12 protein-coding genes are annotated in these 14,256 nt (G+C 62.7%); 9 read left to right on the plus strand and 3 right to left on the minus strand.

The genetic code is table 11. The features are described from left to right. Positions 1-203: 203 nt before the first annotated feature. From J0O65_RS26530 to J0O65_RS26540, 3 genes are all read right to left on the minus strand, one after another. Positions 204-1,010, minus strand: a complete 807-nt coding sequence (locus tag J0O65_RS26530) for a Crp/Fnr family transcriptional regulator (protein WP_077409233.1) — start codon at positions 1,008-1,010, stop codon at positions 204-206. Between the two features lie 337 nt (positions 1,011-1,347). Continuing rightward, positions 1,348-1,992, minus strand: a complete 645-nt coding sequence (locus tag J0O65_RS26535) for a response regulator (protein WP_034783426.1) — start codon at positions 1,990-1,992, stop codon at positions 1,348-1,350. A 137-nt stretch (positions 1,993-2,129) separates the two neighbouring features. Continuing rightward, complete coding sequence (locus tag J0O65_RS26540) at positions 2,130-2,597, minus strand: universal stress protein (protein WP_070260284.1); 468 nt, start codon at positions 2,595-2,597, stop codon at positions 2,130-2,132. A gap of 467 nt (positions 2,598-3,064) precedes the next feature. Here J0O65_RS26540 and J0O65_RS26545 point away from each other — a divergent pair, with 467 nt between their 5' ends. The 9 genes from J0O65_RS26545 (at position 3,065) to truA (ending at position 14,238) form a co-directional block, all read left to right on the plus strand. Continuing rightward, complete coding sequence (locus tag J0O65_RS26545) at positions 3,065-3,925, plus strand: protein phosphatase CheZ (protein ID WP_215410108.1); 861 nt, start codon at positions 3,065-3,067, stop codon at positions 3,923-3,925. Then, positions 3,925-5,817: a chemotaxis protein CheA gene (locus J0O65_RS26550; RefSeq protein WP_215410109.1), complete on the plus strand. Its 1,893-nt coding sequence runs from the start codon at positions 3,925-3,927 to the stop codon at positions 5,815-5,817. The genes J0O65_RS26545 and J0O65_RS26550 overlap by 1 nt, the downstream gene beginning before the upstream one ends. Positions 5,818-6,095: 278 nt before the next feature. Continuing rightward, positions 6,096-7,499, plus strand: a complete 1,404-nt coding sequence (gene leuC / locus J0O65_RS26555) for a 3-isopropylmalate dehydratase large subunit (protein WP_215410110.1) — start codon at positions 6,096-6,098, stop codon at positions 7,497-7,499. 68 nt (positions 7,500-7,567) lie between these two features. Next, positions 7,568-7,690, plus strand: coding sequence for an entericidin A/B family lipoprotein (locus J0O65_RS26560; RefSeq protein ID WP_010400408.1), 123 nt, complete (start codon positions 7,568-7,570; stop codon positions 7,688-7,690). Positions 7,691-7,741: 51 nt separating this feature from the next. Continuing rightward, positions 7,742-8,389 (plus strand): 3-isopropylmalate dehydratase small subunit, encoded by a 648-nt coding sequence (gene leuD / locus J0O65_RS26565; RefSeq protein WP_215410111.1) that lies wholly within the window; start codon positions 7,742-7,744, stop codon positions 8,387-8,389. 11 nt (positions 8,390-8,400) lie between these two features. After that, positions 8,401-9,471 (plus strand): 3-isopropylmalate dehydrogenase, encoded by a 1,071-nt coding sequence (gene leuB / locus J0O65_RS26570; protein ID WP_215410112.1) that lies wholly within the window; start codon positions 8,401-8,403, stop codon positions 9,469-9,471. 45 nt (positions 9,472-9,516) lie between these two features. Then, positions 9,517-10,644, plus strand: coding sequence for an aspartate-semialdehyde dehydrogenase (asd, locus tag J0O65_RS26575; RefSeq protein WP_215410113.1), 1,128 nt, complete (start codon positions 9,517-9,519; stop codon positions 10,642-10,644). A gap of 244 nt (positions 10,645-10,888) precedes the next feature. After that, positions 10,889-13,360, plus strand: a complete 2,472-nt coding sequence (locus J0O65_RS26580; RefSeq protein WP_353056253.1) for a motility hub landmark protein FimV — start codon at positions 10,889-10,891, stop codon at positions 13,358-13,360. Positions 13,361-13,434: 74 nt separating this feature from the next. Beyond that, positions 13,435-14,238: a tRNA pseudouridine(38-40) synthase TruA gene (gene truA, locus J0O65_RS26585; RefSeq protein ID WP_070260513.1), complete on the plus strand. Its 804-nt coding sequence runs from the start codon at positions 13,435-13,437 to the stop codon at positions 14,236-14,238. Positions 14,239-14,256 lie beyond the last annotated feature (18 nt).

Raw genomic sequence — 14,256 nt, forward strand, 5'->3', positions numbered from 1 at the left:
TATTGTTGAATGTGGCCCGAAAAGCAAGGCTTATTTGTACGCCATCCGCGCTTTTTTTACGCTGGCGCGGCAGCATGGTGGAGGGGCGGGGCAAAGGCGGCCGCCGGCATGGCGCGGAAGGGGAGCGGTAGCAAAAAAGACCCGGCAAGGCAGTGCGCCTTGGCCGGGTCAAGCCTGTGCCAAGCTTGAGGAAATCGGGATGGCTAGATGGTGGCCAGCAATTGCGCCGAGGCGTTGGCGGCCGCGGTGGTATCGGCCTTGAGTTTGGCGGCGGCCAGTTGCTTGGCGCGTGAGCGCGACGGCGGCAGGCGGCGCAGGGTTTTCAGGGCGTCCGGGTCCTTGATGCCGATGGTGCGCTGGTCGACCGTGATCAGGCCGATTTCATTGAAGGCGGACAAGGTGCGGCTGACCGTTTCCAGGGTCAGGCCCAGATAGCTGCCGATTTCGTGGCGCGTCATGCGCAGGTTGAACAGCTTGCTCGAGTAGCCCATCTGCGCGAAGCGGTCCGCCAGCGAGACGAGGAAGCGTGCCACGCGGGCCTCGGCGCTCAAGGCGCCCAGCATGCCGATCATCGCTTGCTCGCGCACCAGTTCGCGGCTCATCACGCCATACATGACATTTTCCAGTTCCAGGTGAACACGTCCCAGCGCCGTGAGCTTCTTGAACGGCAACAGGATCAGGTCGCAGTCGGACAGGGCCACCGCTTCCGAGGAGTAATGGCGCGAGTGGATGCCGTCGACGCCCAGCATGTCGCCCTTCATGGGAAAGCTGAGTACCTGCTCATTGCCGAATTCATCGATGAGCACGGTTTTCAGGAAGCCCGAATTGACGATGTACAGGGTGTCGAACGGTTGGCCGATGGTGTGCACGCGCTGGCCCGTCTTGAATTGCACGTGCTGGAACAGCAGTTCGTCGGCCGCGATGGTGCAGGCACTGGAGATATGCAGCAGGTCGCACACCTCTTTCAGGTTCGACCATAGCCGGCCCTGGCGCTGGCGCCCCGCTTCCATCGGAGAGGAGGGGGCCAGCGATGGAGAGGCGGCGCGGGTTTCAGGCGTTTGCGTGGACAGCATGTTCATCTCCTGGTGACAGGTAGTGCAGAGTTGAATGACGGGGTGCGCAGGGCGGCGGGCGGGTAAGGGGCGGCGCGCGTCCAGGCAGGTAAAGCTCAATTCGCTGACGACTTGCTGTGTGATGAAATAACTTCCCAGCAACTTGATTACTGGTTTCAGTATGCCAACAACCGTATGCAATTAATATCAGCAGTGGCTGAATATGGCAGTAGGAGCTGTGGTGGATGAAGTAGGATTGTTCCTACAGTCGACGCGCGGGCGCGCGCCGCCGTATTTAGGTCTTGAAGGGGGAGAGCAGGCGGTGCGCCACGGCATACTGGACCATTTCCGACAAGGAGCTCATGCCCATCTTTTGCATGATGCGCGTCTTGTGCGTACTCACCGTTTTGACGCTCAGGTGCAGATTGTTGGCAATTTCCGTGATCGACTTGCCTGCCACCAGCAGGGAAAAGACTTCGAATTCACGGTCTGACAACTGTTTATGCAGCAAGCTTTCGTTCGGCATCATGATGTTGAGCACGAGTTGCTCGGCCACCTCGGCGCTGATGTAGGGACGTCCCGACGCCACCTTGTGGATGGCGCCCACGAGCTGGGTGCCCGCGCTTTCCTTGGTCAGATAGCCTTGCGCGCCGGCGCGGATGGCGCGCACCGCATATTGCTCTTCCTCGTGCATGGTGAGGATCAGGATGGACAGCTTGGGCGCCTCGCTGCGGATTTGCCGGATCAGGTCAACGCCGCTGCGGCCCGGCATGGACAGGTCGAGCAGCAGCAGGTCGAAGCCGCCCTGACGCACATGGTTGAGTACTTCAAAACCGTCGATGGCTTCACCCACGATGTCGATATCCGGCGCGCCGTCAAGGATGCGCTTCAATCCTTCGCGCATGATGGTGTGGTCGTCGGCAATCACAATACGTATCATAGGCAGGCAATCTGGGCAGTCCGTGACCGGACAATCAAATGTTAAGAAACGAGAAACGTTGTCATTTTAACCGAAGCGGCCGCACTATGCCTTTTTTTGATGCGCCAGCAATGGCGGCCCCGTGGCCATGTGACCTCCTATTTTGCTGGAGGTTCCTTGATCAGCCTATGCACGAGCACGGGCAATTTGGAGTGCGACAGCACCTTGTTGGTCACGCTGCCCAGCAGCAACTGACCCCAGCCGCTGCGGCCGTGCGAACCCATGAAAATCAGGTCGCATTGCTGCAATTGCGCCACTTCCACGATTTTCAGGGCGGGGCTGTCGGAAAAGGCCGTCAAGCCCGTCGCTTGCAGGCCCCGCTTGGCGGCCGCGTCGAGGATGGGCTGCCAGTGGTCGGCGCCCGCCTTGCGCATGGCGATGCGGTATTCCTCTTCGCTGGGATAGCTTGGCGGAATGATTTCGATGTAGACCGGGTACTGGTACTCGGGCGCCACGTACACGGCAAGGATGTCGGCGTGCATCTGTTCGGCAAAGGCAACGCCGGCACAGGCTGTCAAGTTGGAGACGGTGGAGCCGTCCGTGGCGATCAGAATTTTCTTATACATGGCAGGTCCTTTGGCAGTGACTCAGCGCGCGCAACGCCTCTTATTGTAGTCGTGGCGGCAGCATTGTATTCATGTAAAGACTTGATAATTATCAATACTATTGCACCTTCAGTATAGACAACATTGGCAGAAAGATCGTGTTTTAGCTGCAATGACGTCCTTGCGGTGCTGTTGCGCAGGCGCCCGGGTGCGGGATTTCTCGTGCGCCGCGTGGTCTTGCACGCACGCCAATGGTAGTATTTCAAAATACAACAGCAGGAACACTTATTTCCTGGTGGAAAAGCTCTGGTGGGCCTGCTTTGCACCAGGAAGCGCGTTTTGAGATTTACCAACAGGGCGGCGCCCTGCTACACTCGCACCATCGCAGCGGTATTGCCTCAAATCATCTTAATCGAGAAATTGTGGGTATCAGTCTGTAAAACGCACAGTTCAGGCGGAATTTTGACAAATTATGGAGAAGCAGGGATATGACCAACGCCGCTGATGATTTCGATGCATTATTCGATGAAGTATCCGCGCAAAGCGCGGCCGTAGCCACGCCGGCGCCGGCCGCCGCGCCCGCTCCCGCCGTGATCGCGGATGACGATTTTGACGCGCTGTTCGACTCCGTGTCGGCCAGCGCCGCCGTGCCGGCCGCCGTGGCGCCGCCGGTGGCTGTCGAGCCCGCCGCGCCGCAGGCGCCGCCTGCCGCCGACGCGCCTGGCGAAGCAGCCGACCCTGTCGACCAGTCCGACAAGCCGATGTTCGAACGCCTGGGCGGCATCGTGCGCCTGCTGCACGATTCGCTGCGCGAACTGGGCTACGACAAGGCCTTGACGGAAGCGTCGTCGCAGATCGTCGACGCCCAGGATCGCCTGGAATATGTCGCCACCCTGACGGAACAGGCCGCCAACAAGGTTCTCAATACGCTCGACGAAGGCATGCCGGCGCAAGACGTGCTGTCGAAGAAGGCCAAGGACATGGACGTCCGCTGGACGGACCTGTTCGACGGCAAGCTGAGCCTGGAAGAATTCAAGGCCCTGGCCGGCGATTCGCGCCAGTTCGCGCAAGCCGTTGCCGAAGCGACGGAGGCGGAGAAAGCGCGCTTGCTGGAAATCATGATGGCGCAGGACTTCCAGGACATCACGGGCCAGCTGATCAAAAAAGTGGTCAACATCACCAAGACGGTGGAAAACGAGCTGGCCCAACTGCTGCGCGACAACGCGCCGGCCGAAGTGCGCGAAAAACTGGCGCAAAAGCCGGTGCCGCTGATGCAGGGCCCGTCCGTGCCGTCGGTGGCGCTGGACCAGGATAATGTAGACGACCTTCTTGCGGATTTGGGATTCTAATGGACGATATGCTCAAGGATTTCGTCGTTGAGGCGATGGATCTTGCGGTTAATGTTGAAGAGCACTTATTACGCCTCGAGCGTGATCCTGACAACAAGGAAACACTAAATGCCGTGTTTCGTTCTTTCCACACCATCAAGGGTGGCGCCGGCTTCATGGGCCTGCCCGCGCTGGTGGCGGCCTGCCATCTGACGGAAAACCTGTTCGACGCCCTGCGCACGGGCGCCGCGCCCGTGACGCCGATCGCCATCGAGGCGGCGCTGCAGGCGTCCGGTTTCGTGGCCGACCAGCTGACGGAACTGGCCAATGGCGCCGCGCCGGAAAGCTTGCCGGCCATGCCGGAAGAGCTGGAACACATCCTGACGAACGCCATCGAGGGCAAGGGCATGGATGCGCCCGCGCCGGCCGCCGCCGTGGTGGCGGAAGCGGCCGTGGCCGTTGCCGAGGTGGCCGAAGTTGCCGTGGCGGCGCCTGCCGCCGCCGTTGCCACCGCCGGCGCCGATGGCCTGGACTGGGAAGGCATGTATAACGCCGTCGTGCCCGAGGCCAGCCGCGTCGCAGCCGCGCCCTTGTCCGCCGCCGCCGCCGCGCCTGCCGTCGTGGCCGCCGCGCCTGCCGCGCCTGCCGCTGCCGCCAAGCCGGCCGCCAAGGCCTGGGATGGCGCGGAACGCCGCGAAGAGCGGCCGGAAGTGCGCCATGCCGCACCCGTCAAGGAAGACAGCATCCGCGTCGACGCCGTCAAGCTTGACGCGCTGCTGGAAGTGGCCGGCGAATCCGTGCAGGCCGCCAACCAGGCTGCCGTGCTGCTCGAGCGCTTGCTGCAATTCAAATTCGAAGGCCAGGCCGCCACCTTGATGGCAACCCTGGCGGAAACCCTGGAACGCGCTTCGCGTTACTCGACGGAACTGCAGCGGGCCACCCTGGCCACGCGCATGCAGCCTGTCGGCCGCCTGTTCCAGAAATTCCCGCGCCTCGTGCGCGAACTGGCGAAAGACCTGGGCAAGGATGTCGAGCTGACCATCGAAGGCGCGGAGACGGAAGTCGACCGCGTCGTGGTGGACAGCCTGTACGATCCGCTCGTGCACATGCTGCGCAACTCGCTCGACCATGGCGTCGAATCGCCGGAAGCGCGCCTGGCCGCAGGCAAGCCCGCCAAATCGTATATTTCGCTGAAAGCCTGGCAGGAAGCCAATAGCGTGATGATCGTGCTGCAGGATGATGGCAAGGGCATGGATCCGGTCTTCCTGCGCAGCAAGGCCCAGCAAAAAGGCTTGATCAGCGAAAACGCGCAGTTGAGCAACGACGAATGCTTCCAGCTGGTGTTCCTGCCGGGTTTCTCGACCAAGGAAGTCGCTTCCAGCGTCTCCGGGCGCGGCGTGGGCATGGACGTGGTGAAAACGGCCGTGGAGAAAAACCGCGGCGCCATCCACATCGAATCCATGCTGGGCAAGGGTACCAAGTTCGCCATCCGCCTGCCGATCGAATTGTCGATCGTGCCGACCATGCTCGTGTCGACCTCGGGCGCCGCGCTGGCGCTGCCGATGGCGGTGGTGCAGCGCGTCGTCGAATTGCCGGAAACCTTCATGGAAGTGGGCGGCGCGCCTGTGTTGAAAGACCAGGGCCGTCCATTGCCCGTGCGTTCGCTGGCTGGCGCCCTGGGCTATGAATCATGCAGCGAGCGCGTCGGCATTGTTGTCGCTGCGCCACAGCCGTACATTCTCGCCGTGGAAGCCGTCGATGGCACGGCCGACCTGGTGATCAAGCCGATGACGGCCATCACCGTGGAAGGCATTACCGGCACCGCCCGCTCGGCCGAAGGCGAACTGGTTCTAGTCGTGGGCCTATCTTTCCTGATGGACGGTTGCAGGGGAAGTGTGCGCATGGCTGCTTGATAACACAGGCCAGTTCACACCCAGCCCGCTGCAGACTTCTGCAGCGGGCTTTTTTTTCGGCTTTTTTCGATTTTTATTCGCCCCGCCGGCATTTTGGCGGATTTTCGTATCAGCAATTTTTTCGCCATATCCGCAAAGCAGGCCAAATTTTGTATCGCCCATCCCCCGCTGGGGCGGCTTTTGCTTCTGCATTGCACAATATATGGCATAATCATTGCCGATCCCTCCGATCAGTTCGACAGATCACTTAAACAGGCTGTGGCAACGCTGCATAAATCATGATGAAGACGCTTTACGACAAACTCTGGGAATCCCACGTTGTTCGGGCCGACGATGATGGCACGACAATTCTGTACATCGACCGGCACTTGCTGCACGAAGTCACCAGCCCGCAAGCCTTCGATGGCCTCGGCGTGGCGGGCCGCCAGCCGTGGCGCATTTCCGCCAACCTGGCCGTGGCCGACCATAACGTGCCGACCACCAGCCGGGTCGACGGCATTGCCGATCCGGTCTCGCGCCTGCAGGTGGAAACCCTGGACAAGAACGCCAGGCACTATGGCTTGACCTATTTCAACATGAACGACAAGCGCCAGGGCATCGTGCACGTGATCGGCCCCGAACAGGGCGCGACCCTGCCCGGCATGACGGTCGTCTGCGGCGACTCGCACACGTCGACGCATGGCGCCTTCGGCGCGCTGGCGCACGGCATCGGCACGTCCGAGGTCGAGCACGTGCTGGCCACGCAAACTTTGCTGCAAAAGAAATCCAAATCCATGCTGGTGCAAGTCGACGGCGCCTTGCCGGCCGGCGTGACGGCGAAAGATATCGTGCTGGCCATCATCGGCAAGATCGGCACGGCCGGCGGCACGGGCTACTGCATCGAGTTCGGCGGCTCGGCCATCCGCGCCCTGTCGATGGAAGGCCGCATGACGGTGTGCAACATGGCCATCGAGGCGGGCGCGCGCGCCGGCATCATCGGCGTCGACGACACCACCATCAATTACGTCAAGGGCCGCCCGTTTTCGCCGGCCGGTCCGCACTGGGAGCGCGCCGTCGCCTATTGGCGCACCCTGCATTCGGACCCGGGCGCCCGCTTCGACCTCGTCGTCACGCTCAACGCGCAAGACATCGTGCCGCAAGTGACCTGGGGCACCTCGCCCGAGATGGTGATCGGCGTCGATGGCCGCGTGCCCGATCCTGACCAGGAGAAGGACAGCGTCAAGCGCGATGCGATGGAAAAGGCGCTCGTCTACATGAACCTCAAGCCCAACACCGCCATCGAAGACATCCGCATCGACAAGGTCTTCATCGGTTCCTGCACCAACTCGCGCATCGAGGATTTGCGCGCGGCGGCCGCCGTGGTGCGCGGCAAGTACCGCGCCTCGAACGTCACCCTGGCGCTGGTGGTGCCCGGTTCCGGCCTGGTCAAGGATCAGGCCGAGCGCGAGGGACTCGACCGCATCTTCAAGGATGCGGGCTTCGAGTGGCGCGAGCCGGGCTGCTCCATGTGCCTGGCCATGAATGCGGACCGCCTGGAGCCGGGCGAACGCTGCGCCTCGACCTCGAACCGCAACTTCGAAGGCCGGCAAGGGCAGGGCGGGCGTACCCACCTGGTGTCGCCCGCGATGGCGGCGGCGGCGGGCATCGCCGGCCACTTTGTCGACGTGCGGGGATTGCGATGACGGCAGGGACCGGCGCGACTGGTTTACACTAGCGTTCCCGGTCCCTTATTTACTATCAAGAACTCATCATGAAAAAACTCTTCGCCCTCCTCATCGCCACCGTCATCCTGTCTGGCTGCAACACCGTGTCCGGCATTGGCCGCGATGTGCAGAAAGTCGGCCAGGTCGTCACTGGCGCCGGCGGAAAATAAACCGTGACGTGCCGGCGCCCTGCGCCGCGCGTCTTACCGAGTAGAAACAGCATGGATAAATTTACGATTTACGAAGGCCTGGTCGCCCCGCTGGACCGCGCCAACGTCGACACCGACGCGATTATCCCGAAGCAATTCCTGAAATCGATCCACCGCAGCGGTTTCGGCCCCAACCTGTTCGACGAATGGCGCTACCTCGACCATGGCGAACCGGGCCAGGACAACAGCCGCCGCCCGCTGAACCCCGATTTCGTGCTCAACGAGCCGCGCTACCAGGGCGCCTCGATTTTGCTCACGCGCAAGAACTTCGGCTGCGGCTCCTCGCGCGAACACGCGCCGTGGGCACTCGATCAATACGGCTTCCGCGCCATCATCGCGCCGTCGTTTGCCGACATCTTCTTCAACAACTGCTACAAGAACGGCTTGCTGCCCATCGTGCTGTCGGAAAGCCAGGTCGACCACCTGTTCAATGAAGTCAAGGCCTTCCCCGGCTTCAAGCTGGTGGTGGACCTGGAACAGCAGTGCGTGCGCACCAGCAATGGCGCCGTGTCGTATCCATTCGAGATCGACGCCTTCCGTAAATATTGCCTGATGAATGGGCTTGACGATATCGGCCTGACCCTGCGCCATGCGGACGATATCCGCGCCTTCGAAGAGCGTCATTTGAACAACCAGCCTTGGTTGGCAAACGTTATCTAAAGATTAAATCCATGAAAATTGCAATCTTACCCGGCGACGGTATCGGTCCTGAAATCGTCGCCCAGGCCGTCAAGGTCCTGAATGTTCTCGGCGAGTCGTTCGAACTGGAAACGGCGCCCGTGGGCGGCGCCGGTTACGCGGCGCACGGCCATCCCTTGCCGGAAGGCACGCTGGCGCTGGCAAAAGCGGCCGATGCCGTGCTGTTCGGCGCCGTGGGCGACTACCAATACGACACGCTGGAGCGCCAGTTCCGCCCGGAACAGGCGATCCTGGGCTTGCGCAAGAACCTGGGCCTGTTCGCCAACCTGCGTCCGGCCATTTTGTACCCGGAACTGGCGGGCGCTTCGACCCTGAAGCCGGAAGTGGTGTCCGGCCTGGATATCCTGATCATCCGTGAATTGACGGGCGACATTTATTTCGGCCAGCCCCGCGGCGTGCGCGAGTGCCCGGACGGTCCGTTCAAGGGCCAGCGCGAAGGCTTCGATACCATGCGCTATGCGGAAGGCGAAATCCGCCGCATCGCCCACGTGGCGTTCCAGGCCGCGCAAAAGCGCGACAAGCGCCTGACCAGCGTGGACAAGGCGAACGTGCTGGAAACCTTCCAGTTCTGGAAGGACATCGTCACCGACGTGCACAAGGAATACCCGGACGTGGCGCTCGATCATATGTATGTCGACAACGCGGCCATGCAGTTGGTGCGGGCGCCGAAGAAATTCGACGTCATGGTGACCGGTAACATGTTCGGCGACATCTTGTCGGACGCGGCCGCCATGCTGACGGGCTCGATCGGCATGTTGCCGTCGGCCTCGCTGGACGCCAACAACAAGGGCTTGTACGAGCCGTCGCACGGCTCGGCGCCCGATATCGCGGGCAAGGGCGTCGCCAATCCGCTGGCGACGATCTTGTCGGCGGCCATGATGTTGCGCTATTCGCTCAACCGCGAAGAGCAGGCAAGCCGCATCGAAGGCGCCGTGAAACGGGTGCTGGCGCAGGGCTTGCGCACGGCCGACATCCATGAAACGGGCACGACTTTGGTCGGTACCGAGGCGATGGGTGATGCAGTTGTAAAAGCACTGGGATAAAATAGTCTAATGATGGCAGTCGCCGTCTCATCTTGAGGAATGGTAATGAAATTAGTTGGCTTGGTAGGTTGGCGCGGTATGGTCGGTTCGGTCCTGATGCAGCGCATGCAGGAAGAGGGCGATTTCTCCCACATTGAACCGGTGTTTTTCACGACGTCGAACACGGGTGGCGCGGCGCCGGCCATGGCGAAGAATGAAACCATCCTGAAGGATGCCAACAACATCGCCGAACTGTCCAAGTGCGACATCATCATTTCCTGCCAGGGCGGCGACTACACGAGCTTTGTTTTCCCGCAGCTGCGCGCGGCGGGCTGGAATGGCTACTGGATCGATGCGGCCTCGACCTTGCGCATGGAAAAAGACGCCGTCATCGTGCTCGACCCCGTCAACCTGCACGTCATCAAGGATGCGCTGGGCAAGGGCGTCAAGAATTACATCGGCGGCAATTGCACCGTCTCGTGCATGATGATGGGCCTGGGCGGCCTGTTCCAGCACGACCTGATCGACTGGATGACGTCGATGACCTATCAGGCGGCATCGGGCGGCGGCGCGCAGCACATGCGCGAACTGCTGACGCAATTTGGCACCATCAACAGCTCCGTCAAGGCGCTGCTGGAGAGCCCCGCTTCCGCCATCCTGGAGATCGACCGCCAGGTGCTGGCCACCCAGCACGGTTATTCCCCGGATGAGATCAAGCAATTCGGCGCGCCGCTGGCCGGCAACCTGATTCCGTGGATCGACAAGGACCTGGGCAATGGCCAGTCGAAGGAAGAGTGGAAGGCGGGCGCGGAAACGAACAAGATCCTCGGTCGCGGCATCGATTTCGGCACCAGGGAAATTCCGGTCGACGGCCTGTGCGTGCGCATCGGCGCCATGCGCTGCCATTCGCAAGCCTTGACCATCAAGCTGAAGAAAGACGTGCCGCTCGATGAAATCAACGACATCATCGCCAGCAACAATCAATGGGTGAAATTCGTGCCGAACACGCGCGAAGCGTCCGTGCGCGACCTGTCGCCGGCGGCCGTCACGGGCAGCCTGACGATCCCTGTCGGCCGCGTGCGCAAGATGAGCATGGGCGGCGAATACCTGTCCGCGTTCACCGTGGGCGACCAGTTGTTGTGGGGCGCGGCCGAGCCGCTGCGCCGCATGCTGCGCATTTTGCTGGACGCGTAATGGCAAGCAATTGCTGATCAAGATCAAGCCGGGGCTGTTTTCCCGGCTTTTTTTTCGCCCTGAGCCCGTCAAGGCGCAACCATGCGGAGCTTGCATAGCTCTGGGCATGATGATATGTTGATACCTCTGGAAAAGTAACAGTTTTCCCATGTCAACTAAGATGCCGCCAACTATGCCTGTACACACTCGTCCCCGGGTCGCCTCCCTTGCCATTCAAACACTCAGCAGCGCTGTCGCCTGTGCGGTGTTATTGTCACCGGCGGCATCCGCAGCCGAGCTGGGCAAGATCACGGTACTGTCCGCCGCCGGCCAGCCGCTGCGCGCGGAGGTCGAATTATCAGCCGTCAAGTCAGGCGAGGCGGCCAGCTTGCTGGCCAAGCTGGCGCCGCCGGACGCGTATCGCCAGGCCAACGTGGAATTCAACCCTGCCTTGAACGCGCTGACGTTTGCCGTGGAAACCCGCAACGGCAAGTCCTTCATCCGCATCAGTTCGGCGCAGGCGGTGGCCGAACCCATGGTCGACCTGCTGCTGGAGCTGAGCAGCAAGAGCGGTCGCCAGGTGCGCGAATATGCGTTCGTGCTCGACACGCCCGAAGCGCGCCAGACGCGCGGCGCGCAAGTGACGGCGCCGGTGGAACCGGGCAAGGGCAAGCCCGGTGCCGATGCCGCGGCGCCGGCACAGAAGAAACCGGCTGGCGAATACAAGGTCAGGGCGGGCGACACCCTGAGCCGCATCGCCAGCGAACTCAAACCGTCGGGCGTGTCGCTCGACATGATGCTCGTGGCCCTGTACCGCGCCAATCCCGACGCCTTCAAGGGCGAGAACATGAACCGCATGCAGGCCGGGCGCATCCTGGCCGTGCCGGGCGCGGACGCCGTGCGCGCCACCGGTGCGGCTGAGGCGAAGGGCATCGTGACGGCGCACGCCATCGATTTCGACGCCTACCGCAACAAGCTGGCGGGCCAGGTGTCGCAAAGCAAGCCGGCCAAGGCCGCGCAAGCGACGCAAAGCACGGCCGGCAAGATCGGTGCGACGAAGGTGCAGGAAAAGCCGACGGCCGTGAGCGAGTCGCAAGACAAGCTGAAACTGTCGAAGGCGGAGCCGGCGGCCAAGTCGGCCGGCAAGAGCGCCGTCGCCAGCGAGGAAGACAAGATCGCCAAGGCGAAACAGGTCGATGAAGCGGCCGCGCGCGTCAAGGAGCTGGAAAAGAACGTCAGCGACCTGGAAAAGCTGATGGCGGTCAAGAACAAGGCCATGGCCGACAAGAGCGCCCCGGCGCCCGCCAAGCCAGCCGAGGCCGCCGCCAGCGCATCGGCCAGTGCCGCGGCCAGCGCCATCGCCAGCACGCCGGCCGAAGCACAGCCGCCCGTGCTCAAGGCGAAACCGGTGCCGCTGGTGAAAAAACCGTCGCCGCTGGAACCGACCATCACGGATAAAATCAACGACCACCTGGGCGCCATCGGCATCGGCATCGCCGCGCTGCTGGCCGCCGTCGCGGCGCTGGTGATCGCGCGCCGCCGCAAGGACGCGCCGCCCGCCAGGGACGATGTCGCCCCCGTATTCGAACCGGAGCCGCCCGCCGCGCCACCGTCCGGCCTGGCGCCGGAAGACCAGCAGTCCGAGGCGAGCAACCACCTGTTCGGCACGGGCGCCGCCGCTGCCGGCGTGGCCGCCGCGGCGGGCGCCAGCATGCTCGCCGCGAATGAAACGGACCCGGTCGCCGAAGCGGACGTGTATATCGCCTACGGCCGCGATGGCCAGGCGGAAGATATTCTCAAGGAAGCCTTGCGCATCCACCCGGAACGCCATGCGGCCCGCTTGAAATTGCTGGAAATCTATTCGGCCCGCAACGACGTGCGCGCGTTTGAGGACCAGGCCAGCGAGCTGTACAGCCTGACGCGGGGCCAGGGCGAAGAGTGGCCGCAGGCGGCCGCGCTGGGCCTGGCGCTCGATCCCGCCAACCCTTTGTATGGCGATACGGAAGACGATGCCGTCGTCAGCCTGAGCAAGGGTGCCGGCGACGAGCTGCATGGCCAGAGCATGGATTTGCCCGACGAGCCGGCTGCGCCGCTGGCCGACCTGGCGCCGGCCGTGCCGGTCCAGGATGCGCGCGAGCCTCTCGATTTCGACCTCGACAGCCTCGATTTCGAGCCGGTTTCCACCAGCGACCCGATCGTCATGCCGGGGCCGGAAAGTAAGCCGGTCTCCGCCGCGCAGGATGCGCACGATGCGCAGTATGACGCCAGCATGGATTTCGGCCTCGATCTGGAGCCCCCGGCCGGTCCCGTGAATGGCGTGGGCGCCGGCTTGACGCCGCTGCCCGATCCATTGAAGGACGTGGACCTGGCCCATTTCGACCTCGACGAACCGGTGGCGCCCGCTGCCGCGCCGGTGGCGGCGGCCGAACCTTCCAGCGACAGCCTGTTCGACGACGCCCAGGCGCCAGTGATCTTGCCGGAAGCCATGCCGCCAGCGCAGGAGTTCGATCTGTCCGGCATCGACCTCGACCTCAACGACGGCAAGACGGCCAGCGTGGGCGTCGACGACCCGCTGTCGGCCATCCACATGGAAATGGATACCAAGCTGGACCTGGCGATCGCCTACCAGGAAATCGGCGACAAGGAAGGCGCGCGCGAGCTGATCGATGAGGTCATCAAGGGTGGCAGCGAAGAGCAGGTCGCGAAGGCGAACACAATGAAGGCACTGCTTAGCTAGCAATACCCGGCGGCGCAGCAGGCCCACGGCGCCGGTATAATGCTTCGATGCAAAATATTACGACAGCAACGCCATTGAAGCGTATCGTCCTCGGCCTGCAGTATGACGGCACGGCCTGGCATGGATACCAGAAACAGGAAGACGGGCAAACGGTGCAGGACCAGCTGGAAAATGCGCTGGAGCAGTTTGCCCGCGTGCGCCTGGCCACCACCTGCGCCGGCCGCACGGACACGGGCGTGCATGCGCTCGAGCAAGTCGTGCACTTCGATACGGAACTGAACCGCGACGTGCACTCGTGGGTGCGCGGCGTCAACGCCTTCCTGCCGAAATCCATCGCCGTGCGCTGGGCCAAGGAACTCGAAGGCGATCCGACGGTCAATGACTTCTTCCACGCCCGTTTCAGCGCGCGCGCGCGCACCTATCATTATGTGCTGTATAACAACGCCACCCGTTCACCGCTGGTGGAAGGGCGCGCCGGCTTCTTTTTCCGTCCGCTGGACGTGGAGCTGATGCGCCAGGCTGTGCAACCGCTGCTGGGCTGGCACGATTTCACGGCCTTCCGCGCCGCGCAATGCCAGGCCAAGTCGCCCGTCAAGCTCATGCATGACATCCGCATCGAGCGGCGCGGCGATTGCGTCATTTTTACGATTACGGCGAATGCCTTCCTGCACCACATGGTGCGCAACCTGGTCGGTTCGCTCGTCTACATCGGCACGGGGCGCGAAAAGCCGGACTGGCTCGGGCACTTGCTTGAAAGTAAAGATCGCCATGCGGCCGCGCCCACCTTCATGCCGGACGGGCTGTACCTGGCGCAGATCGATTACGATCCGAAATGGGCCTTGCCGCAAGACAGCAGCAGCGCCTTGCCCTGGTTTTGATCTGCATCAATAAAGGAT

Source organism: Janthinobacterium sp. JC611, assembly GCF_018682595.1.
Classification (GTDB): domain Bacteria; phylum Pseudomonadota; class Gammaproteobacteria; order Burkholderiales; family Burkholderiaceae_D; genus Janthinobacterium.